General features: G+C 41.9%; 19 protein-coding genes and 3 pseudogenes. 8 read left to right on the top strand and 14 right to left on the bottom strand.

Annotation, left to right across the window (positions count from 1 at the left end):
• Positions 1-1,045 precede the first annotated feature (1,045 nt).
• From CXF95_RS31395 to CXF95_RS31125, 5 genes are all read right to left on the bottom strand, one after another.
• A complete protein-coding gene (locus tag CXF95_RS31395) occupies positions 1,046-1,159 on the bottom strand; it encodes a PEP-CTERM sorting domain-containing protein (RefSeq protein ID WP_157828113.1) in 114 nt (37 codons plus the stop codon).
• On the bottom strand, positions 1,141-1,617 hold the full coding sequence (locus tag CXF95_RS09010) for a hypothetical protein (RefSeq protein ID WP_101198357.1): 477 nt from the start codon (positions 1,615-1,617) through the stop codon (positions 1,141-1,143). Before CXF95_RS09010 ends, CXF95_RS31395 begins: the two co-directional genes overlap by 19 nt.
• 898 nt (positions 1,618-2,515) lie before the next feature.
• On the bottom strand, positions 2,516-2,908 hold the full coding sequence (locus CXF95_RS09005; RefSeq protein ID WP_101198356.1) for a helix-turn-helix domain-containing protein: 393 nt from the start codon (positions 2,906-2,908) through the stop codon (positions 2,516-2,518).
• A gap of 150 nt (positions 2,909-3,058) precedes the next feature.
• Positions 3,059-3,745: a hypothetical protein gene (locus CXF95_RS09000; protein WP_157828112.1), complete on the bottom strand. Its 687-nt coding sequence runs from the start codon at positions 3,743-3,745 to the stop codon at positions 3,059-3,061.
• A gap of 702 nt (positions 3,746-4,447) precedes the next feature.
• Positions 4,448-4,573 (bottom strand): hypothetical protein, encoded by a 126-nt coding sequence (locus tag CXF95_RS31125; RefSeq protein ID WP_255418905.1) that lies wholly within the window; start codon positions 4,571-4,573, stop codon positions 4,448-4,450.
• A gap of 557 nt (positions 4,574-5,130) precedes the next feature.
• Here CXF95_RS31125 and CXF95_RS08995 point away from each other — a divergent pair.
• Positions 5,131-5,868, top strand: a complete 738-nt coding sequence (locus tag CXF95_RS08995; protein ID WP_101198354.1) for an ice-binding family protein — start codon at positions 5,131-5,133, stop codon at positions 5,866-5,868.
• 340 nt (positions 5,869-6,208) lie between these two features.
• Here the strand turns inward: CXF95_RS08995 and CXF95_RS30505 are convergent, their stop codons facing one another.
• From CXF95_RS30505 to CXF95_RS08980, 4 genes are all read right to left on the bottom strand, one after another.
• Positions 6,209-6,601 carry a transposase gene (locus tag CXF95_RS30505; RefSeq protein WP_232787775.1) on the bottom strand — a complete coding sequence of 131 codons (393 nt, stop codon included), beginning with the start codon at positions 6,599-6,601 and terminating at the stop codon, positions 6,209-6,211.
• Between the two features lie 152 nt (positions 6,602-6,753).
• Complete coding sequence (locus CXF95_RS30500; RefSeq protein ID WP_232787737.1) at positions 6,754-6,912, bottom strand: hypothetical protein; 159 nt, start codon at positions 6,910-6,912, stop codon at positions 6,754-6,756.
• Between the two features lie 125 nt (positions 6,913-7,037).
• Entirely contained in the window at positions 7,038-7,859 is an 822-nt protein-coding gene (locus CXF95_RS08985) for a 3-keto-5-aminohexanoate cleavage protein (RefSeq protein WP_101198353.1), read from the bottom strand.
• The gene (locus CXF95_RS08980; RefSeq protein ID WP_101198352.1) at positions 7,859-9,205 is read right to left on the bottom strand and encodes an aspartate aminotransferase family protein; all 1,347 of its coding nucleotides are present in this window, start codon (positions 9,203-9,205) and stop codon (positions 7,859-7,861) included. The genes CXF95_RS08985 and CXF95_RS08980 overlap by 1 nt, the downstream gene beginning before the upstream one ends.
• Before the next feature lie 112 nt (positions 9,206-9,317).
• Between CXF95_RS08980 and CXF95_RS08975 the strand changes: the two genes are divergently transcribed.
• From CXF95_RS08975 to CXF95_RS08945, 7 genes and pseudogenes are all read left to right on the top strand, one after another.
• Entirely contained in the window at positions 9,318-10,214 is an 897-nt protein-coding gene (locus CXF95_RS08975; protein WP_101198351.1) for a LysR family transcriptional regulator, read from the top strand.
• A gap of 193 nt (positions 10,215-10,407) precedes the next feature.
• Positions 10,408-11,157, top strand: coding sequence for a glutamine ABC transporter substrate-binding protein GlnH (gene glnH, locus CXF95_RS08970; RefSeq protein WP_101198350.1), 750 nt, complete (start codon positions 10,408-10,410; stop codon positions 11,155-11,157).
• 76 nt (positions 11,158-11,233) lie between these two features.
• On the top strand, positions 11,234-11,890 hold the full coding sequence (gene glnP / locus CXF95_RS08965; protein ID WP_101198349.1) for a glutamine ABC transporter permease GlnP: 657 nt from the start codon (positions 11,234-11,236) through the stop codon (positions 11,888-11,890).
• A 2-nt stretch (positions 11,891-11,892) separates the two neighbouring features.
• Complete coding sequence (gene glnQ, locus CXF95_RS08960; protein WP_198556557.1) at positions 11,893-12,612, top strand: glutamine ABC transporter ATP-binding protein GlnQ; 720 nt, start codon at positions 11,893-11,895, stop codon at positions 12,610-12,612.
• Positions 12,605-13,636 (top strand): C45 family peptidase, encoded by a 1,032-nt coding sequence (locus CXF95_RS08955; RefSeq protein ID WP_101198347.1) that lies wholly within the window; start codon positions 12,605-12,607, stop codon positions 13,634-13,636. Before glnQ ends, CXF95_RS08955 begins: the two co-directional genes overlap by 8 nt.
• Positions 13,633-14,526 (top strand): MurR/RpiR family transcriptional regulator, encoded by an 894-nt coding sequence (locus CXF95_RS08950; protein WP_101198346.1) that lies wholly within the window; start codon positions 13,633-13,635, stop codon positions 14,524-14,526. The genes CXF95_RS08955 and CXF95_RS08950 overlap by 4 nt, the downstream gene beginning before the upstream one ends.
• Positions 14,527-14,910: 384 nt before the next feature.
• Positions 14,911-15,378 (top strand): annotated as a pseudogene (locus tag CXF95_RS08945) (L-lactate permease); the annotation flags it as partial.
• Positions 15,379-15,577: 199 nt separating this feature from the next.
• Here the strand turns inward: CXF95_RS08945 and CXF95_RS08940 are convergent.
• The 5 genes and pseudogenes from CXF95_RS08940 to CXF95_RS08920 all read right to left on the bottom strand — a co-directional run bounded on the left by CXF95_RS08940 (position 15,578) and on the right by CXF95_RS08920 (position 21,566).
• Positions 15,578-16,270 (bottom strand): annotated as a pseudogene (locus CXF95_RS08940) (IS6 family transposase).
• Between the two features lie 127 nt (positions 16,271-16,397).
• Positions 16,398-16,814 carry an ester cyclase gene (locus tag CXF95_RS08935; protein WP_101198345.1) on the bottom strand — a complete coding sequence of 139 codons (417 nt, stop codon included), beginning with the start codon at positions 16,812-16,814 and terminating at the stop codon, positions 16,398-16,400.
• Between the two features lie 250 nt (positions 16,815-17,064).
• A pseudogene (locus CXF95_RS08930) lies at positions 17,065-17,718 on the bottom strand (IS6 family transposase).
• A gap of 155 nt (positions 17,719-17,873) precedes the next feature.
• Entirely contained in the window at positions 17,874-19,772 is a 1,899-nt protein-coding gene (locus CXF95_RS08925) for a PA domain-containing protein (RefSeq protein WP_198556533.1), read from the bottom strand.
• A 1,107-nt stretch (positions 19,773-20,879) separates the two neighbouring features.
• Positions 20,880-21,566, bottom strand: a complete 687-nt coding sequence (locus tag CXF95_RS08920; protein ID WP_101198343.1) for an NUDIX hydrolase — start codon at positions 21,564-21,566, stop codon at positions 20,880-20,882.
• Positions 21,567-22,148 lie beyond the last annotated feature (582 nt).

Raw genomic sequence — 22,148 nt, 5'->3', positions numbered from 1 at the left:
TTGCTCATTACGCTCTAACCAATCACTAATTTATCGATAAAATTTTTTTAACTAAATCTAAAGTTTTCTGAGCCTCATCGTACTCAAAACAACAACTTGTTTCTTTAATTTGGATAACAATACCTGCTGATTATATCCTTTCAAACGAGATATAAACTAAATACCAAAATGCCAAGAAATCCAAAATATAGTTCAAAATACCAACAAAATACCAAAACATCCAAAATATATAAGCCAGAGTACTTACATAAACACCCACGTTAACTAAATCTGAGATCTCGGGTTTATGTATTGGTGGTTAGGATTGTGTTTTGGTAAGTCAGTGTTTTCGCCGTTTTTAATTGCTCTGGCGCTCTATGACTTTCATACCCTTGGTCGCCTTCATAGAGCGACAATGACCTGTGTCGCCATACTTTTATCTTTACAGATATCTAGCATTTGGATAGCCCGAACTGAGTTGTGGAATAACTCAGCACCATGGATTGTAGGAGTATCATAAAAGGCGTCAGTAGCATGGATTACAAGCAAACATTTTTATCTTGTAATGACCATAGAGTCGGGGATTTTAAAACATGATTTTAATAGACAGCATTTTTCCTAGGCTGCTTTACGGTATTTAAAATATATATTACGCAAGTAGCGGGACTCCGCAGAATGCAAATACAAAACTTGACTGTCTCCTAACTGCTAATTGGGAACGTTCACTGAACTGATCGGCTACGTCTGCAATTGGCAGATGGCCGACGGATAGAAGACGTTCCTAAATATGGGGTTTAGTAGCAAAATACACCTATAAAATTCTTAGCGCTAATGACCGCTTTGTCGGAAAACTTGCCACTAGGATTCCGACCGATAGCATCCACAAATATCAAAAAAGTTAACAATATATTCAGTTTGGGCTACGACCGTTCCTCGCTCACTGGAGCCATTTGCGGTCGTAGCTATTATCCGATAAAACTGGTTTGATCGTACGCTTCGCCATGTAGGAGCGGACGTTAGCATTGTCAAATTACGGTCAATAAAAAGCCCTCACTAGAAGTCCTGTTTACGCTTTCTTGCGGCGTGAACATCCAAGGCCAACGAGTCCAAGACCGAAGATAGCGAGGGTGACGGGAGCTGGAACCACCGATACCGCCGATGTTAAACTGAAATTGTCCATGGCCAGTGCCGTGGATCCCTGTTGGTCAACAGAGATAAAAAGCGTGTCGATGGCCGCTGCGAAAAGTGGGGTGAAATTCGCCCAGGTTGAATCGTTAAGAGAAAAATCTGCGAATAGTTCTGTCTGTGACCCGCCACAATACCAAAGAAATCAAATCTGGTAGTAGAAAAGTTATCTACAAATGAAGCAGCATCAAAACTGTCAAAAGTGAATAGGCCACCACCAATTTGCGTGACAGTAACGGTATCTCCTATGTTCGGAATAACTGAGCCACCATCAAATGAAGTACTAGGATTACCATTGGCTGAGAAACTAAATGAAGAGCCCGCAGTTTGTTGGAACAAGAAGCCATCCTCTGTGTATGGGAAGGTCAAAGCGCTCTCGAAATCGATAATAACGGCTCCTGCAGTCGAGGCGAAGGTACTAAGTAATACTGTGCAAATAATTGAACGAAACATGAGTAAAAATCTCTCTCTTTAGTTGTTAGCGTGTGTGCGTTATCTATCAGATGTATTACCTGATTAAAAACATCATGCAAAAAATATACCAACCTCGAAAGCACAGGGTCTCCAGCGGTTATGGCCTGCCTTATAAACTAAAAGTGTAAAAGAAATTGACATATGCATTGGGATTAAATATCAAACACTGAGCTGAAGGGGATTTAACACTTTAAAGGGCGTTAATATGTGTAAAAAAACCTGACAATTATTGATTTGGCTAAAGGTGGATGAAATAGGCGGTCATGTTTGCGCGCCATCCGCGGGCTCTGCCATCGCTTCATTTGTGCTGATAATGCAATAAAAGGGAAGCATTTGATGGCATGTCAGCAATGATGTTGATTGCACGGTATTAGCTCAAAAGGTGTTCAATATTTTTCACACAGTCTGCGCTCGAAGCTGCCTGTCAACTTAGTCCTTCTCAATTTCTACAAATGGCACTTTTGAGTCTGAGTGGCGCGAAAATCATACGGATTTAAGATACTTGAGTTTACTTGAATACCCTAGTTCGTGAGCTATGTTTATTATTAAACGAACTCACGGACGAGCATCATGCAATACCCCCCGTCATATTAGTCATAACTTGGCTTCAACTGCTTCAATCTGATATGGATAAAGAAGCAAAAAAGAAGTCGAAAACAAGATTGTAAAGGTTTTCGGAAGCATAGAGATTGCTATTATGTATTTGCAAGAGAGGCTGGTGCCTGAGGCTGTAATGTCTAAAACTAGCGCATAGCTCTATACCAGACTTGGTTAAGTTCTATGATTAATGTTTGTCAGGTGAAGTACTGACTATTTCAATAAACGTGTTTTCTGATTTTATTAGCCTTATTGTTGGTAAGCGCTGGTATAGAGCTAACTACCTAGGTCGCTTAATATCATCAACGTTAATTGCGGCGGTTACATAATCGCCTGTTAGCTTTCCACGTAATGAGATCTTGAAGGCTCTTTTCAGCACTTCAATATTAAGCTCATTTGGAGCTAAACCACGTTGGCCGTTAATTATAATCATAGTATTAATAGCTTCATCAATAGAGCTGTCAGCAGTTAATATAAATGAATCTATATTCGAAGATACGGACTTGTTACTAATATCAGCAGCGCCATGCTTTATCCATGAGTAACTTACCTGTAATGCCTTAGCAATTTCTTCGAGCGACCCAGGTTTTGACACATCACAGCTTTCTATTTTGCCAATAAGTTGCTGACTTATCCCGGCTTTTTCGGCCAATTCACCTTGCGTTAAGCCCAGTTTATCCTTGCATCGATTATTATACTCCCGATATTTGCTATAATTAAAAGCCTCATAATTATTCCCGTCTAAGTTGCAAACTTATTAGTAAGGCAGTAAACAATTTTGTTATTAGAAAACATTAATATATAGCCGTCATTCCGCAGCATTTTAGGAATATATCCTCTGATAATTTATACCTAAAATTTTGATTATAACGGATTGCCTGTCTTTAATATTTAACAGCAGCGTTTGCTGCTCATTAATCGTAAGTAGATCAATACCCGCAAAACACTGAAATACCCAGCGAACCGTTGGGGTTTGCGTTGGTTTTTTTTTCATATCAGGGAAGTATTCATCCTTTGCCTTTGTAAACTGGCACTTCAAGCACTGTGGCTTCGACTGCCAGCGTGGCTTGTTTTTCCTGCCATTGCTCAATGGCTGCAAGGGCATCTGTGCGACAGGCAAACGCTTGCTGGCATGATTTTTTGAAGGTCTTGCGACTCCTGCCTGCTTCAACATCCGAGAATTTAGGGTGTAATGCTCTCGTTTCGTCGCTTGCTCACTACGCACCAGTAACCATTTCTGCTCTATATCACCATAATCGCTAATGTGCCAGACACCTTGGTAGCCATCACAAATAGGTTCAAATGTCAGTAAACTTGCATTTTGTATCAGTGTTTTTGCTTCTTTGAGTTTTTGCGGTACTCGTGTAATAAACAATTGGCCCAGTGCATTCATTTCAACGATGGTTTCCTTGACATACAATGCGGCATCAGCCACTAAATAGCGACATTGCTGGGCGGTTTTAAGGCTGCTGATATGAGATTTAACTCGCAAAAGTGAGTAATAGATCAAGATCGGAGATCGGCGTCAACTTATTTTTGAAAAATCATGTCGAAAAGGTCGAATTGCGTTCAAATTGGTTGATAAGTGACCGATGGTTTATTTATAATAAATGTGCGGAATGATAGATGGCATGACTGCGCCGGTGACCGGTGGTGTCGTCACGGTAGGCTGTTTTGAGTGGGTAGCGAACCTTGGGGTAAGTCGTTATTGCCAACCTTTTTTCTAATACCCCAGAGTGGGACTCTCTTCAAAATAAGTAACGGCACAGCCTTTCGAGTTTACCCCTATCCTGTGCATTGCTCATAACACCTGCATGGAGACTGAATCCTGCTACATTTGATGCACAGCCTGACGCAAGCCCTTGCTCTGCCATAGGTGCAACGGTTTGTGCAAGGTAAAAACCTTTCGTCCTTGCTGTTTGACTCTAGCGAGCTGGTTGCCTTCATAGACGTAACAAAAACGTCGGGTATGTTTTTATTTGCCACATTCATGTAGCTCACCTGCTTAGCAGGCCAGCTGAAGCTGTTGGGATTTGTTCCAACAAATCTTGCAGAAGGTTTGAAAGACGGCCCTGAAAAGTTGGCGCGCAGGGATGCGCAAAATACAATGCAGCTCGGGAGCTTGCCAGACCTTCCCGAAGGGCGATGCCAAATTTGCTTAAGCTTTATACCCAGACTAAGCCAATATTATCGTTCGCTGAGTGAGTAGATATTAAGGTGGATTGGTATTATTACGAATGTTGTTGATAATAAACAGTTCCGAGCCATCATCCGCTATTTCCCGCAACAGATTTTGCTGAAAGGGAATATTTAGCTCCGCCTTAAACATCTTATCCACGCGGCCCAATTTACCTGAACATAGCCCTGACGATTACCCTGAGCGAAGGCTTTGAGTCATGCTTATCTCGGTGATGTTGTTGTGCGATTCAAAAATAATCAACAAAACAGTCCCCATATACGGTCTATAAAATCGAGCCATGATTGAATAACCATCATCTTTTTTTATATGGCAAAGCGTGACCATATGCCCATCTTTAGATTTACTTCCGGGACAAAAAGCCCTGTATTTTTGCTTTCTGCACTCAAAGTTGGTTATTGCTCCGTGGGGCTCCGGTGCGGGGCACTGAGACGGAGTATTCGCGTAAACCATGGATTAACATACCCTTTTTGCGCATGTTTTTTTTGCCTATAGCCGGTTTTTTTAGAATGTGCGGTAAAAATGACCAACATCGTGTATGCTGATGGTCTTATAACTATTAAATTTATAAGTGTACCTTGGATAACGGCGCCCCACTTGAAAAACTTACGCATTGGGATGGTTGTTATACATTGTGTAAGCGAGAAACAATGCTGTTAAAGCGATTGTTTTATTGTTTTATCAAATAGAAGAAAAATATGAATATAATTAAAAATTCGAAAAAAATTTTATTACCCTTACTGATTGGTGGTTTATTCGCAACCAATGTCATGGCTGACCAGCATCCAGTAAATCTCGGATCTGCCAGTAATTTTACCATACTGACTAAAACTGGCATTACTGATGTATATCCTTCAGTAGTTACGGGTAGTGTTGGAACAAGTCCAATCACCGGCGCGGCATTATTGCTTGAATGTAATGAAGTAGTAGGTGATGGCAAGGTATTCACCGTTGATGCTGCCGGTCCTTTACCCTGTGCTGTAACTGACCCCAGTGGCTTAACCGGTGCTATCGGTGCTATGGAAGATGCATACAGAGACGCAGCCGGGCGCACTAACCCTGATACAACTGAGATTGGCGCCGGTGAGATTGGCGGTTCAACATTTGCTCCCGGGCTTCACAAATGGAGCAGCACTGTGAGCATTTCAACTGATTTAACGCTTGATGCTGGCGGAGTCGACGATGCTGTGTGGATTTTCCAGATTGCAGGGGACTTACTTCAAGCCTCATCAAGGTCAGTCATATTAGCCCGCGGCGCTAAAGCTGAAAACATTTTCTGGCAGGTTGCCGGTGGCGTAACGATAGGCACTGGTGCCAGTTTTCAAGGCGTTATATTAAGTAAAACCTTGATTGCAGTTAATACCAATGCGTCGGTCAAGGGACGATTATTTGCCCAAACCGCCGTTACCTTGCAGAAGAACACCGTTACTCCATAAAAACTGTAAGTGACTAAATCTAGCGATTAAAAAGCCAGTCCAATCTTTGCCGTCAGTAATGATTGAATAATAATCGGGCTGCGTAAGCAGCCTGATTTCTTATCTATTGTACTGCCCTTCACTTGTTACTTATCATCGCCATAGCGTGATACTTCTTATGTCGGCATTGAATCAAACAAGCAATGTAACAAGGCGACTCATACTATAGCGAGATTCAAAAATAGCCGTGCAGGACCTGCACTAGGCATTGCGGCACAATGCAGATCAGAATAGGCTAGAGATATGGTTTCGATACTGTCAAGTTACCGAGATCGGTTGAATTGAACGACAGTTTGATTACCTATGCCAAATTTTGGACATAGCTCACCCTGTTCCATTCAACGAGCGACCTGTCTCGGATAAGTCTGTAATTACTCGCTTTCATTAAATGGCGACCAAGCCTGAATAGATTATTAACCACACCATGACTAGAGAGAAAACGTTGAGCCTGACCTTGTGATTTAAATTTCCTCATCTGCCTCTCCTGTTGCCGACCAGGTTGATGGGATAACTCGCACCGGTTGTTTTCGTACTGCTGGGTGGAGTGTTCTACATCAGGTATCAGCTCTTTCTTTGCTGCTGAATAACTGCGCAATTTATCGGTGACTATCTTGATTGGCGAGGCTTGCTGGCCTTTGAGTAACTTTCGGAAGGATCGGCTCGCTGCTTTCTTGTCTTTACGTTTTTGAACCAGAATGTCAATTTCGTCACCATCCTGATCGACTGCCCGCCAAAGATAATGCGGACACCATTGATGTTGATAAATACCTCACGATACCAGGTATCACCTAATTGCCCTCGGTTCTTCCTAATTTGACTGCAATACCTTTGCACGAATTTATCACATTAATTTCTGACAGTTTCGTAACTGACGGTAATACCTCTTGCTGACAGCAATTCTTCGATGTCACGAAAGCTAAGTGTAAATCTATGATAAAGCCACACAGCGTGACTGATTATCTGGGGTGGATAGCGATATCCGGCATAAATATTGGTATTTTGCATGCCCAGATTATCCCATGTTTCTGAGTCAGCTTGTTAACTTGACAGTACCTTCACTCGTATAATCGCCAAGAACTCAGCAAACACCAAACTTATTTACTTTTCACTTTTCACTTAGCTGCAATAGTTTAAAAGCATTGACGGAATGTACTGGCATTCATCGGAGTAAGAGCAAATTTTTCGTTTAGGTCATTTGCAAGGATTTTTACCTGAGCTGCATTATTTATGGCTAATTCACCAGAACGCGTATGCATATTGTTTTCAAATCCAATACGTACATCTGCACCTAATTCAGCAGCAGCAAGTAAACAATCCAACTCTTTTTTGCCAAAAGCACAAACTGCCCAGCGTACATCTAATTGTTTTATTAAAGGTAAAAATGGAGTGAGATCTTCTGGCTCAGATTGCTGTTTAGCATGATACCGACCCAATACCAATAATAGGTGGTGGTGATGGCTCGGCAATAATTTACGTTCTCTCAAATCAAGGTAATAAGCTAACTGCTCTGGTGAATAAATGATGTATTGCGTCAATATTTTATTTTCTGCTGCCCAATGAAAAAACAAGCTGGCCTTTTCTTCGTAGCTTGGGTCTGGAATTAACTCAGACAAAGCTAAAGAAGCGGCTTCAGGTTTTAACGATTGTATTAAGGACATTTGTTGTGAGGGTTGATACATACCAACAGCTTCAGTTGTTAGCTGTATTATCACCTTATCACCTAATTTATCTTTAATCGTTTTTAAAACCGTTGCGTTATCGATAATATCTAACGAATGTTTTCCTTGAGCATTACGCGCATGCAGATGCACCATACCCGCACCTGCCTCTACACATGCTGCAACTTCGTTGGCAATTTCTTCTGGGCCAATAGGGAGATTAGGATGATCGGCTTTAGTTTTTCTTGCGCCATTGGGTGCTACTATTATTAACGTTTTTTTAGTGTTGTTCATTAGTATTGTCCTTCTTTAAACAAGGATTGGGTCACTGAATCTACACTGGTATAGAGTTTGTCGATAAGCTCGTCAATTTGTTCATTGCTGATAATAAAGGGCGGCGCTAATAAAACATGATGTCCGTTTTGACCATCGATGGTACCTGGCATTGGATAACACATTAAACCGATTTCCATGGCTTTGTTTTTTACAAGTGAATGAAGTTTTGAACTCGATAAAAATGGTGCTTTAGTTTCACGGTTTGCAACAATCTCAAGACCCCTAAATAAACCACGTCCGCGTATATCTCCAACAAAAGGATGATCTTTAAAGCGCTCAGTTAAGCGTGTTTGTAATAGATCACCAGCTTCTAGTACTCTGGGTAATAAGTTATTCTTTTCAATCACATTTAACACGGCAAGTGACGCGGCTACCGCAGTTGCATGACCCATGTAAGTATGTCCATGTTGGAAAAAACCTGAACCTTGTGAAATAGTATTATGTATTTCTTTTGAGGCCAGCATCGCACCAATAGGTTGATAGCCTGCACCTAATCCTTTGGCAATAGTAACAAGGTCGGCATGAATGCCTTCTTGTTCATGGGCAAATAAAGTGCCAGTGCGGCCCATACCACACATTACTTCGTCTAAAATTAGCAGTACACCGTATTTATCACATATTTCTCGAATACGTTTAAAATAGCCCTCTTCTGCGGCTACAGCTCCTGCAGTAGCGCCAACAACGGGTTCAGCAATAAAAGCAATAACGCTTTCAGGCCCAACTTCCAACAAACGTGTTTCTAATTCATTAGCAGTACGTTGGCCGTACTCGTATAAACTTTCCGATGCCTTTTTACCGTGGTAAGCAAAACAAGCTGATATGTGTTCTGTTGGCATTAGAATGGGTGAAAAAGGTTCACGTCGTAATGCGTTACCACCTACGGCAAGTGCTCCCAACGTATTGCCGTGATAACTTTGTTTACGAGAGATAAAATGTGTGCGTTGTAACTCACCTTTCTCTACAAAGTATTGACGTGCTAGTTTAAGTGCTGATTCAACGGCTTCAGATCCACCTGAAACAAAATACACATGATTTAAATCACTAGGGGCTGCTTGCGTTAATTTTTCAGAAAGTTCTAAGGCGTTATCTGTATTAAAAAATCCTGTATGAGCGTAGGCCAGTTGATCAATTTGTTTATGTATTGCTGCACGTACATCTGGCTGGCTATGACCTAAACAAGAAACTGCTGCTCCGCCACTCGCATCAAGATACTTTTTTCCTGTTTTATCAAATAAATAAACACCTTCACCTTTTACGGCAATAGGAAGGTTTGAATGGCAGTGGCGTTGAAAAAGGTGGTTCATTATTGTATTTTCTAATCAAGCGTATTATGTATAAGTAACCATAATATGGCTTTACAGGGACGATCAAACGATATATTTTCATCCCCTATGAGAAAAAGTAATAGGGTGAGTTATGTCAATGAAACTTCCACCACTTAATGCCTTAAAAGTATTTGAAGTTGCTGCTCGTAAATTAAGCTTTTCTCAAGCAGCCGTTGACTTGTGTGTAACGCAAGGAGCGGTAAGTAAGCAAATAAAAATGCTTGAAGAGCACTTACAACTTGAGTTATTTGACCGAACCCCTAGGGGTTTACAACTGACTGAAGCAGGTAAATATTACTTACCCACGATCATGTCGACATTGGAGCAAATTCAAAGTACAACGGCTAGCCTTCAACAGTTCTCATCAGAAATACAATATTTAACCTTGGATATTTCTCCTTCTTTAAGTAGTTTGTGGATGATCCCTCGATTAAATAAGCTAAGCGAGGCTTTTCCTTCCTTACGGTTAAACCTTATTTCTGGTGATGGAGCATACCAATTTCATCAATCAAGTGCCGATATTGCTATTCGTTGTTTGCCGTTATCGCTAAGTCATCATAATGCTCATTTATTAATCAAAGAAACCTTGTTACCTATTATTCATAAAGACTTGGTGAAAGAGTTACCGATTAATAAAAATAAAGATTTATTGAATTATCCCTTAATAAAATCAACCACTCGTCCACAGCTGTGGCCGCAATGTTTTAGCAATTTATTAGGCGACGAGCATTGGGGAAATACGTTAAGTTTTAATCATGCATTTGAACACTTTTTTATGTCTTTAGAGGCAGCAAAGCAAAAGCATGGAATTGCTCTGATCCCCAATTTTTTAGCTAAAGATTCACTTGCTGCTGATGAATTGATAAATCTATTGGATTTAACCTATGAAAGTGGCTACGGATACTACTTTTTAACACCTTCTTATAAGCAACAAAACCCATTAATACAAAAATTATTAGCATGGTTTGAAGTTGAATTAACTCGTTAAAATAGCTGTTTATTTCATGGTATTAAAATAAATATCATCTGCTTTTTAAGTCTTAAATACACAGAGTATTATTTTTAGTTATTGCATAGCGCAAAACATTGTGTTTAATTGTGCATCCACTGCAAATATAATTGCGTTAAATATTATTGTGCAAATTTATGTGTTTAACTTAAGTTAAACAAGAGTAAATGATATGAATAAATTAATTAAATACGTTATTGGTGTGTTGCTCATTTTTAATATCAATACAAGCTTTGCCGATGAACTCATTGTTACCACAGACACCGCTTTTGTGCCTTTTGAATTTAGGCATAAAGGGGAGTATGTCGGCTTTGATATTGACTTGTGGGAGGCTATCGCGGATGAATTAAAGTTGGAATATCGTCTTCAATCTATGGACTTTTTAGGGATTATTCCTGCATTACAAGTGGGTCAGGTGGATGTAGCACTAGCAGGCATAACCATAACACCAGAGCGTGAGAAGGTGCTCGATTTTTCTGATGGTTATTACGAAAGTGGTTTTTCGATAATGGTGCCGACAAACAGTGATATTAAATCAAGCCATGATTTAAAAGGAAAAATAATTGCAATTAAAACGGGCTCTTCAGCAGCCTATTATGCAAAAGAAAATTTTAAAGACACAACATTCCATCTATTTCCAAATATTGGCAATGCCTATCTAGAGCTACTTTCAGGTCGTGTTGATGCTGTTGTTTTCGACACGCCCAACATTATGTATTACATAGCAACGGCAGGTAACGGGCAATTTAAAGCTGTGGGAGAAAATATGATGGCGCATCAATATGGTATCGCATTTCCAAAGGGCGGAGAGTTAGTTCATCGGGTGAATAAAGCGCTCGCTAATATGCGTGCAGACGGACGTTACGACGATATTTATAGCAAATGGTTTGGCAAGAATACTTTTATTTTAAATAAGAAATAAATTTTTAATCAAAAAATTATCGATGCTGAAGTGTTTCTTCAACGCATATTTAAATTACAAAATTGGAGCAAAATTTATGGAAATAGATTGGTCTGTTGTTATCGAATTTATGCCTGAACTTCTCGACGGGGCAAAAATCACTTTATATATTACCTCATTAGGTCTTTTGGGCGGTATTATTATTGGTGTTATAGCTGGGCTGATGCGTGCATATGGTGGTCCAATTATCAATACGATTGCGCTGATTTTTATTGAGTTAGTTAGAGGTACCCCTATCGTTGTTCAGGTTATGTTCTTGTATTTTGCATTACCTGTTATAGCGAATATTCGTATAGACCCTATGTCGGCAGCTATTTTAGCGATCATTGTTAATGCCGGAGCTTATATTGCTGAAATTGTGCGAGGGTCACTTATTTCTATATCAAAAGGCTTAGCAGAAGCGGGGTTAGCTTTAGGTTTACCTTACTGGAAAGTGTTGCTTTACATCATAAGCCCTTTGGCTTTTCGACGCTTAATCCCACCTTTAGGTAATCAATGTATTGTGAGTTTAAAAGATACGTCATTGTTTATAGTTATTGGCGTAGGGGAGTTGACGCGTACCGGACAGGAGATTATGGCGGCTAACTTTCGAGCGGTAGAAATATGGACATCAGTGGCGATACTTTATCTTCTGATGACAGGATCAATAACCCTGATATTGAGAACTATCGAAAAAAGGATGAAAGTTTTATGAGCATGATTGAGTTTAAACAAACCTCAAAAGCTTTTGGAGACCTTACCGTGATCGATAAGGTGGACTTATCGATTAATGCGGGTGAAGTTGTTGTTTTGATTGGTCCTTCAGGATCGGGGAAGTCTACATTATTACGTTGTATTAACGGTTTAGAAAGTATTACCGGTGGTGATCTAATTATGGATGGGATCAGTGTTACAGGTAATGCAAAGCAGCTACAAAAAATTCGTCAAGAAGCCGGTATGGTATTTCAGCAATTTAATCTTTTCCCTCAAATGACGGCATTAGAGAATGTGGCCTTTGGTTTAGAAAAAGTACGAGGCGAAAGTAAAGAAAAATCTAAAGAGGTAGCGTTAGGATTATTGACTAAAGTGGGCCTTAAAGATAAAGCGAATCACTCTCCATCTGAGTTATCAGGAGGTCAACAGCAACGTGTTGCTATTGCTAGAGCACTAGCGATTAACCCGAAAGTTATGTTGTTTGATGAGCCCACGTCTGCACTTGATCCTGAATTAAAACAAGAAGTACTGACCGTGATGAATGACTTAGCTAAAGAAGGGATGACCATGATTGTGGTAACCCATGAAATTAGCTTTGCTAAACAAGTTGGTACTCGTTTGATTTTTATGGAGCACGGTAAAATTACTGTTGATGGAGATCCAAATATTATCATTGATACTCCACCCAATGATCGTTTGAAGGAATTTTTAAAACATGTCTAAAGAACTAAACCTTGGCTGGAAAACTACATTTGGTACTCCTTACCAAGTAGGATCACAGCTAGGTGAAATCGGTCGATATGCTATGCACCAGTATGTGATCAAAACTACTATTTGGCAGCAAGTAACCGACCCTAAGCATAAAGCAACTTTAGAGAGAATGGCTGAGAATACTCAGCGTGACTTCCCGGATGTTTGGGAAGAACTTAAAGGACTTGCTGCGGGATTAGAACTTACTATTGATGATGTTTTTGCTTGGAATTGTCGTGGCGACTTAATTGTATCGGTACCAGACGGATGTACGACAGTACAATTAAATGACGACGAGCTAACTATTGCTCACAACGAAGATGGCATGCCTATTTTGAAAGGTCATTGCTTTATTGCAAACGTAAAAGTAGATAATCAAGCAGGTTTTATTTCTTTTTGTTATCCAGGTTCTATTCCAGGGCATACCTTTGCGATTACTGATAAAGGTTTAGTTCAGGCGGTTAATAATTTACGTTTGATAGATTGCCAACCTAATATTCCTCGAATGGTATTAGGGCGAGCATTACTAAGCTGTGAATTGTTGGATGAAGCACTTGAGTTAATTAAAAGTCATTCAGCATCAGGAGGCTTCCATTTTTCTCTTTGTCAGCAAGGTGATGATCGCTTGATTAGTTTAGAATTTGGTGCTGGAACTGCATCTGCTGATCTAATAACGTCTGCAGCAATGCATGCTAATCATGCAATACATGAAGATTTTAAAGCAGTACCTCAATGGATAACTGATTCGTCTCACGACCGCCAAATTCAAGGCGATAACTTGGTGACGGGACCTGCGATTGACCCTCTTACAGTACTGTGGGACAGTTCAGGGAAAGGTCTTCCTATTTACCGCAATCAGCCTGATGATCCTGATGATGAGAATACGCTAGCTACCGCGGTAATACGAATTAACAACCGTGGCATTGATTGGAAAATTTACGACCAAGCGTTTTCTGAACCTGTATATTTTGGTCATCAATCAGATAGTATAAAATGACAACTTCTGCCTTACCAAAAACCATTCAGGAGCTCAGTGAGCTTCTGTTAAACATTGCTCATGGTCATAGTGATATAAAGCTTGGTCCTAAAGCTAGGAAAGCGTTTATGCAAATTTTAGATTTGCATAAAGACCCCGTATTACTATCGATTACCACCTTGGCAAATCGTTTAGACATAAATCCTTCTACTATTACTCGCCTGGCTAAAAATTTGGGCTATAGTGGTTTTGGAGCCTTTCAAGAAGTTATATTAAGTGATTCGTTGTCTTCGCAGTTTTATTCTAACCATGCACGGACAGCATTAGCTAGCCATGACCAACCTGCTCATGCATTAGTTTCAACGTTATGTGAAGAAAATAAAGCCAATGTGGATTTATTCATTCAACATTTATCTGCTGAACGTTTTGAACAAGCCGTAGCAATGATCTCATCAGCATCTCGAGTTTATATATACGGAATAAGACAGTTTCATGCCTTTGCTAGTTTTTTAACATACGGATTAAGACTCATTCGAACGGATGTAAATATACTGGATGCTAGTGCGCTTGGTATTGCTGAAGAATTAGCAACATTAACTGAAAATGATCTGCTTATTTGTGCTAGCTGTGAACCATATTCTTCTCAAGTTGTTGCGGTAGCTAATGCTGCACAAGACATTAATATTCCTGTATTGGCGATCACCGATAATGCGACCTCACCTTTAATACCGGCTTCACAGGTTGGACTTTTTGTACCTCATGAAAGTAGTTTTATTTCTAACTCAATTACTGTCTTTATGTTGCTAGCAGAATGTTTGATAAGCAGCTGTGCTGCAGCAAGATCAGATGATTCCAAGAAAGAGCTAGAGTTAAGAGAGGCTATGATTAAGCGCTTTAATATTGAGTTGTGACCTAAATTTAAGCTCAATAAAAATAATATTTTTAGTTGCAACAGCCAAGTTATGCCATACAGCTATAACGGTTGACTAACACTAAATGAGTCCACTTGGTTGTACCAATTTCCTATAGTAAAATACTTACCTAATCTTGGCTCATACTCATTAGTGCTTTTCTCTTGTATGCTATTGTTTTTATTACACTAACCTTATCAAAATGCGCTAAATCGATCTAAGTCCCAATGTTTGTATGCTCTGTAATAGTCACGTTTTAAGATTATCTTGATCAAGTATTGAAATCACAAAATGCAGTCTATTACATCAACTTCGTGTTACATCGAAGCAATAGAAATATAACAAGCAATAATCAAACTAAACTAACTACCCTACAAGCAAAGAGTTTCATGTGGTTCAATGTTACCCACCATAATCTCACTCGGTGCATCGGTGCCAATGGTGAAAATTTTCTTAAATTCGGGGGCAAACTCTGCCGGTCTGCAATCTATGCCTGTGGCACTGGTCGATTTATTAGCCAATTCCATGGGCTCGGTTTGGGCTTGGGTTTCACCGATAGTCGGTATATTTGGCGCATTTCTATCCGGTGCTACCACCTTCTCCAACATGATGTTTTCAGGCTTACAGTACTCTGTAGCCGATAATGTTGGGATGAACCATGCAATGGCATTAGCGCTACAAGGCATTGGCGCTAACGCCGGTAATATGATGAGTGTGATGAATGTAGTTGCCGCGGCAACTGTGGTGGGAATGGCGGGTAGAGAATCAGAAATCATCCGTAAAACCATGCCTATAGCATTAGGTTATGCCCTTGTTGCAGGCACCATTGCAGCTATTTGGGGTGGCTTTTAACCTTATTTACCTGTTCTAAACATCGCAAGTTGCTGTAGTTTACTGCTAATGCTTTACTGCGGTGGCTTACGACTGATGCTTGCAGTTGAATTAATAAAAGAGAACACTATGACGATTAATTATCAAACCATCATGGAAGACCATTTATCGGTACTTTCAAGTTACCGAGTTCAGATGAATAGAGTGGCAATTTGATTACCTATGCCAAATTTTGGACACAACTCGCCCTACCCCACTCAACGAACGCTCTGTCTCGGAAAGCTCTATAATGACTCGCTTTCATTAAATGGCGACCAAGCCGAAATAGATTATTAACCACTCCATGACAGGAGAGAAATCGTTGAGCCTGACCTTGTGATGTAAATTTCCTCATCTGCCTTTCCTGTTGTCGACTAGGTTGATGGGATAACTCGCATCTGTTGTTTTCGTAATGCTGGGTTGAGTGTTCTACACCAGGTATCAGCCCTTTCTTTGCTCCTGAATAACTGCGCAATTTATCGGTGACTATCTTGATTGGTGCGGCTTGCTAGCCTTTTAGTAACTTTCGGAAGAATCGGCTCGCTGCTTTCTTGTCTTTAGGTTTTTGAACCAGAATGTTAATTTCATCACCATCCTGATCGACGGCCCGCCAAAGGTAATGCAGAACACCGTTGATCTTGATAAATACCTCATCAAGATACCAAGTATCAACTAATTGCCCTCGGTTCTTCCTAATTTGACTGCAATACCTTTGCCCGAATTTATCACACCAATTTCTGACAGTTTCGTAACTGACGGGAATGCCTCTTGCTGACAACAATTCTTCGATGTCCCGGAAGCTAAGTGTAAATATGTGATAAAGCCACACAGCGTGGCTGATTATTTGGGATGGATAGCGATATCCTGCATAAATATTAGTATTTTTTATGCCCTGATCATCGCACGTTTCTGAGTCCGCTCGTTAACTTGACAGTACCTTTGTCCAACAATAGGATTAAGTCGCGGAAAAAGCTCGCGACCTATCCTTATTTATTAGGTGTTTATACCCACCCTAGCTGTTGAAGGCTAATTGAATCATTCCATATCTTTGTCATATGACTTATTAGCCGACCTTCAAATTGCATTGCATAAACATAATCAGCCGCAATAACTTTACCTGTTGGCTCACCAGGACCACCGACTCCTGTTTGAGTACCATGAAATACAGCAAAAGCAGTTACACAATTGCGTTTTTCATCTGTTGAAAAACTTTTCAACTCATAATGACCATCAGGAATCGGCGTTAAAAGCCATTTCATCCATTCTGTGTAACCTTCTATGTTAACTATATCGGCTAATGCTCCTGCCTGCGAAGAGAATGTTGCACTAGGATGGCAATATTCTTTGCATGCATCCCAGCCCTTTCCTGTTTCACAGGCATCAAAAAATAATTCAGCTATCTCTGTAATATTACTCATTAGGTAAACTCCATAATTGATTTTAAACTTAATTACTATAGTTGATGATATAAAATTAAACACTTAACGCTTAACATATGGGGATTTTAGGAGCGTTTTTTCAGCGAGTAAAATTCCCACCATGATGTTTTTATTATATGTCATTATGGTATTGTCAACTTGTAGAATGTAGTTGATAAAAAGTAACTTTACACTGCTAGCTCAAATTTTGGACGCAACTAACCCTATCCCACTCAACGAACGCTCTGTCTCAGAAAACTCTATAATTACTCGCTTTCATGGAATGGCGCCCAAGCCAAAATAGATTATTAACTACGCAATTACACGATAAAAACCGTTGAGCCTGACCTTGTGACTTAAACCGCCGCATTTGTCGTTCCTGTTGCCTTGATGGTTGATGGGAAAGTTCACAGCCGTTGTTCTCATACTGTTGGGTTTAATGTTCAATACTAGGCATCCATTCTCGCTTTGCAGCAGAATAACTCCTGAGTTTATCGATGACTATCTTGATTGGCGCGCATTGTTGGCCTTTCAATAATTTTTTAAAGAATCGTTTGGCAGCTTTTTTATGCTTAGGTTTCTGAACTAAAATATCCAGTTCATCACCATCCTGATCGACAGCTCGCCAAAGGTAGTGCAAAACGCTATTTATCTTGATAAGTACATCATCTAGAAACCATGTATCTCCGAGTCTGCCTCGGTTTTTCTTTTTCTGATTGCAATATCGACCAGCAAACTTTAGACACCATTTTCTGACAGTTTCGTAGGTCACGGTGATACCTCTTGCTACCAATAATTCTTCGATGTCACGAAAGCTAAGTGTAAATCTATGATAAAGCCACACAGCGTGACTGATTATTTGGGGTGGATAGCGATATCCGGCATAAATATTGGTATTTTTCATGCCCTGTTTATCTTACTAATCCAAGTGGCTTTGACAAGTTGACAGCACCAGTCGGCGCAATAAACGCATAGCGCCGACGTGATTCGGAATCGGTGAGCCACGACCTGGGTCTCTATCCAGATCATAGCTCGCTATGGCTTCTTTTATGACTTCGTCTATTTCTTGCCGAATCCCTTGCCCTTCAACTTGAAGATGTAAAGCCCACCATTGCGGTCAGAGCCGAACAGGAACGGGCTGTTCTTTTCCTTGTAGACGCCCCAGAAGTCGTTCGCCATGCCGTCGTTCGGCCCAGATGTGTCGAGATAGCGAGCTACCTCGAAAACGTTGTAGGGGTCGGTAACGTCTAGGACGAGCATGCCATCCCAGTACCAGGAGACATAGGCGAACACTTTGTTGCCCTTGTTTTCCACGACAACATTGTGGACTGAGTACGTACCGTTGGCGGGGCACTCAGCGGACGGCTCCGTGGAGGCGCTGCACACAGTATTGAACGTCGAAGCCAACACGGGATTGGCGTCGTCGCTGTAGTCCCAGATTCGGAGACCGGACCACGGCGTCGAAACCGGGTTGTTATTGGTGACGACTATCGCGGCAGCACCAGCATTGGATGCGTTCACCGACTTCTCGGCAAACGTGCAAGCACCGCGACGAACAACAGCGATGTAACTCGTTCCACCCGGATTGAGGATAGGGTCGCCATTACAGGCTTGTCCAATCCAGACGAAGTCGCCAGCGACGGAGCCAGCACCGAGTGGGAAGTTGTTCCCAGTGAACTCGTTGGCTGAGTACGTCAGCTCGGCGAGCGGGCCCAATGTGACGGTCACACCGGATGCTGTGATCGACCCCGCGTTGCCGGTCTGGCTTCCCTCGAAGGCATCACCGGTAGTGGTTGCTGCCATCACTCCTGGAATCGGGTTGCCGTTTCCGAATGTGACGTTGCCGGGTGCGATGCTCGCTTCCCATGCTGTGAAGTCCTCTTCGCCTTCGACGACGATCGAGCCGTCTGCGCTCGGCCAGACCGAGTGGCTGTTGACCTCACCGTCGAGCGAACCGTTCACGACATCGATCGCGACCGAGATCAACTGCGGGTTGGCTGGATCGGAGATGTCGAGCTTGATCAGACCTGCGTCCCAGTTGGCAAGGTAGGCCTCGGTGCCATCGGCACTGATCGTGACGTCGTGGAGGAAACGGTTTGCCGATGCGCCGAATCCGTCGATCAGCCATAAGGCCGCATTGAGGTTTCGCGTAAAGTCGCCACTTGCGACGACACCTGGATCAAACGTCTCCTCGGCACCGAAGAACGACACCAGCACAGGAGCAGTCGGGTCGGTTATGTCGTAAATGTGGAAGTTGCCGTACGCTGTCTCGGTGGTCACACCCACGTAGTCACGGTTGCTCTGCGAAAACAGCCAGAGGTTGTGGACCCCAACATCTGTGACCGGACCGAAGATGAACGGTGTAAGTGGATTTGGATCGTCGATGCGCACGGACGCGAGTGCCACCGGATTGGCCGGGTCATCAACGTTGTAGATCTCGAAGCCACCAGGTCCGCCAGCACAGGATTCATTTGAGTGCACCAGCACGTCGCCGGAGTTCATGCCGTTGACGCGAACATCGTTGGTACGACTGCCGGTCGGCGACGGGAGCACGCCGACGAACGTCGGGTTATTCTTGTTGTGGACGTCCCAGACCCAGATGCCAGCATCTGGGTCGCCGCCACACGGGCTGTTGAACGTACCGGTGTACGCGTACCCCCCGTAAGCCCAGACGTCGGTCGTTGCGTCGCCGACATTACGAACGCCCCGACCCACGACATCAAGCGTCTTGGAGCCGATGGCACCTGAACCCGGCACATTGGCGTTCGATGAGTTGTCGGACGCTGCGAGCGCCGCTGAGAAATAGACCGGGAGTTCGAGCACGCCCTTATCGTCGAGGCCGTCATCGAGCTTATCGTGAGCTGCTGTCGGGCCGAATCCGAACGCTGCCACTAGCAGAACTGCGAACGAAATGAGGGAAAGCGCACTTCGTCGCTGTCTTGTTTGTAAGAAAAACATGGTAACTCTCCTTTTACAGTGAATAATAATTTGGCACCGCAGTCCAGCCTTCGCTTGATGCATAATGTTCTAGTATGGGCTGTCCTACTCGTGTAAAAAAAAGTGTAGTCCAGAAAGCGATTAAGTGCCATGCACGCAGAATTTAAAGGGGGTGTAGTCTGAGGCATTCCCACAAATACCCATAAAAATCATAGGGATAATTAAAAAAAGGGAACATTCATGGCAATTAGTGAGCAGATCAATCGCCGAACCTCACAAATCATTAATGCCATGAATATAAACACTGTTTTGAAAAAAATCCTTTCCTTTGTCATACCTAATAGGTTTACTACGAGAAGAAACGCGATGGCAGCTTTTGTAACAAGGTCGCAATATCACACTTTATGAAGAAGTTCATGACATCAAAACGAACGAAAAACCAGAAAACCAAGCTTCTTTCATACAGAGGATCGTAACTGGCGGTGCATTACGTTACTTTATCCTAATGCAACAAATATCCCTGAAGCCTTTACTGGGCAGCTATGTCGTTACCGACCTATGGGTACCCTGTTTGTATTGTATAAACAGAAGCCTTCAGAGATATGAAATGCCATCATTATGGACTTGGCTTTGACACTAATTTAAGTAAGGAAAAAATCGGATAAGTATTCTTCCTATATGTGCACGCAGGGCTATGAGTGTTCAGGACGTTTTCGAATGTTGCGGTGGTGCATCCATCGCAACAGTTGATTTGGCTGGTAACAACGTTCTTGAATTCACATACGCCGCAGACCCAAGTACTAATACCGTTTCGTTTTTTTAACTACCTGCGCCAGTAAATCCCTCTTGTTTTGCTGGCGACACACTTGAATTTAATATGTTTGTCGTATCTCAACCTACTAATCCCGCATCAACCTCATGGTTGATTTAGGAAAACTTACCCCCTGATTAAACGTCCAACAGCAAATACTCTTTTGCATTTTTATCTTAGTGTCTAGTTATTTTTTGAGACCAAAATCTAGTCTTGTCTCAGATGTGACTGATCACAAAATCCAAAATCAACGTCACCGCCCCATCGATTTTTAAAATGGTTATGCCCCAATATTGCAGGTGAGTGATTTACCAGAGCTATATTTTGTCTATGATAGGTTTCCCATTACGGAAGTAAATAAAAGGCCCCTCAACGTCTGGCGAATGACCGTCGACTAAGCGTTGTGCAACTTCTTTGAGTATCATCCGCGTGATAATTGGCAGTTCGAGTTGCTCGGCATCTTCGAGCGAGACCCAATGCAGTGCTAATAATTCGCCAGATCCCTCCGATGCAGCGTGCACATCTCCCTGTATAAGATCGGCTTCAACCATAAAAAACCGCGTATCAAAGCGACGGTTTCGATAGGGTGGCGTAATGGCTCTGGCGATAACATTGAGTGTATCCAGACGTGGATTAATACCGTGTTGCAAAAACACGCTCCACTGAGGCGAGCGGCTCGTAATTGTCACAGAATCCGCTTCGCCAAGAATCAGCCCGGTTTCTTCAAAGGTTTCACGAATTGCCGCCAGTGCCAGCGACCTCGCGCGCGTCTCAGAACATCCTTTCATCAAACGTTGCAGCACTCTTGGATGCAGATCGTAAGGTGGCCGAATACGACTATCTCCCGCATCCACTTTACCACCGGGGAAAACATACTTATTAGGCATAAACTTGTGTCCTGCAGCGCGTTTACCCATAAGGATTTTGGGTTGCTCGCTATCCCGACGAACAATAATAAGAGTTGCCGCGTCTTTGGGTTTTACCGCACGCCCTTTCAAACGCATTTCGCTGGCTGGAGTATGGTTAGACTCATGTTGTGCTTTGATGACTATTTTATCCCTCTAAGTAATGACTATTGGCTGTTTCGTCAGCGGTTAACGATTTATAAATTTATCGCGTATTCAGCCTTTGCTTAGCATCCAAGCAGTGTTGGCTTTGGCGCGTTTAGCGACTTTAATTTAGATTACCAAACAATCTTTTGAAGGTCACCTTCTCGCTCTGAGTTGTTCAACAAGACTTTTGCGGGATCAGGTTCGTTGAAAAATAGAAATTATTTGATTTGTAATGCGTTAAACAACTAGGATCTTCTATCACTGTATTAAGGAGGCGGTCTTCTTTATCTCCGCGCAGATTGGCGAGAGAACGACTATTTAAATTGAATACGATCCCTTTTATTGCTTTTATTTTAATCTTTCAACCATGTGACATAGGCTTTCATATCACCCTCATCTGCAAAGATCACTTGCCGGTTGTTATCCCGTTGAATAATACGTTCCGCACACCAACCACTGCTACTTTTGGCTTTCTGGCATAAGAATGACTTAGTTGAAGAGATTCAATTAAGTTGAGTTTTTAATTTGGATCTG

Source organism: Paraglaciecola sp. MB-3u-78 (genome assembly GCF_002835935.1).
GTDB lineage: Bacteria > Pseudomonadota > Gammaproteobacteria > Enterobacterales > Alteromonadaceae > Paraglaciecola.
The sequence above is the reverse complement of the archived record's forward strand: the minus strand, read 5'-3'. Positions and strand labels throughout refer to the sequence as shown.

Coding starts and splice junctions, on each gene's coding strand:
- CXF95_RS08980 (WP_101198352.1), bottom strand. CDS start 9,205: ATGAACCACCTTTTTCAACGCCACTGCCATTCAAACCTTCCTATTGCC.
- CXF95_RS09010 (WP_101198357.1), bottom strand. CDS start 1,617: ATGTTTCGTTCAATTATTTGCACAGTATTACTTAGTACCTTCGCCTCG.
- glnQ (WP_198556557.1), top strand. CDS start 11,893: ATGATTGAGTTTAAACAAACCTCAAAAGCTTTTGGAGACCTTACCGTG.
- CXF95_RS08985 (WP_101198353.1), bottom strand. CDS start 7,859: ATGAACAACACTAAAAAAACGTTAATAATAGTAGCACCCAATGGCGCA.
- CXF95_RS08925 (WP_198556533.1), bottom strand. CDS start 19,772: ATGTTTTTCTTACAAACAAGACAGCGACGAAGTGCGCTTTCCCTCATT.
- CXF95_RS08920 (WP_101198343.1), bottom strand. CDS start 21,566: ATGCGTTTGAAAGGGCGTGCGGTAAAACCCAAAGACGCGGCAACTCTT.
- CXF95_RS08935 (WP_101198345.1), bottom strand. CDS start 16,814: ATGAGTAATATTACAGAGATAGCTGAATTATTTTTTGATGCCTGTGAA.
- glnP (WP_101198349.1), top strand. CDS start 11,234: ATGGAAATAGATTGGTCTGTTGTTATCGAATTTATGCCTGAACTTCTC.
- CXF95_RS08975 (WP_101198351.1), top strand. CDS start 9,318: ATGTCAATGAAACTTCCACCACTTAATGCCTTAAAAGTATTTGAAGTT.
- CXF95_RS08995 (WP_101198354.1), top strand. CDS start 5,131: ATGAATATAATTAAAAATTCGAAAAAAATTTTATTACCCTTACTGATT.
- CXF95_RS08955 (WP_101198347.1), top strand. CDS start 12,605: ATGTCTAAAGAACTAAACCTTGGCTGGAAAACTACATTTGGTACTCCT.
- glnH (WP_101198350.1), top strand. CDS start 10,408: ATGAATAAATTAATTAAATACGTTATTGGTGTGTTGCTCATTTTTAAT.
- CXF95_RS30500 (WP_232787737.1), bottom strand. CDS start 6,912: ATGCAAAATACCAATATTTATGCCGGATATCGCTATCCACCCCAGATA.
- CXF95_RS31395 (WP_157828113.1), bottom strand. CDS start 1,159: ATGGACAATTTCAGTTTAACATCGGCGGTATCGGTGGTTCCAGCTCCC.
- CXF95_RS08950 (WP_101198346.1), top strand. CDS start 13,633: ATGACAACTTCTGCCTTACCAAAAACCATTCAGGAGCTCAGTGAGCTT.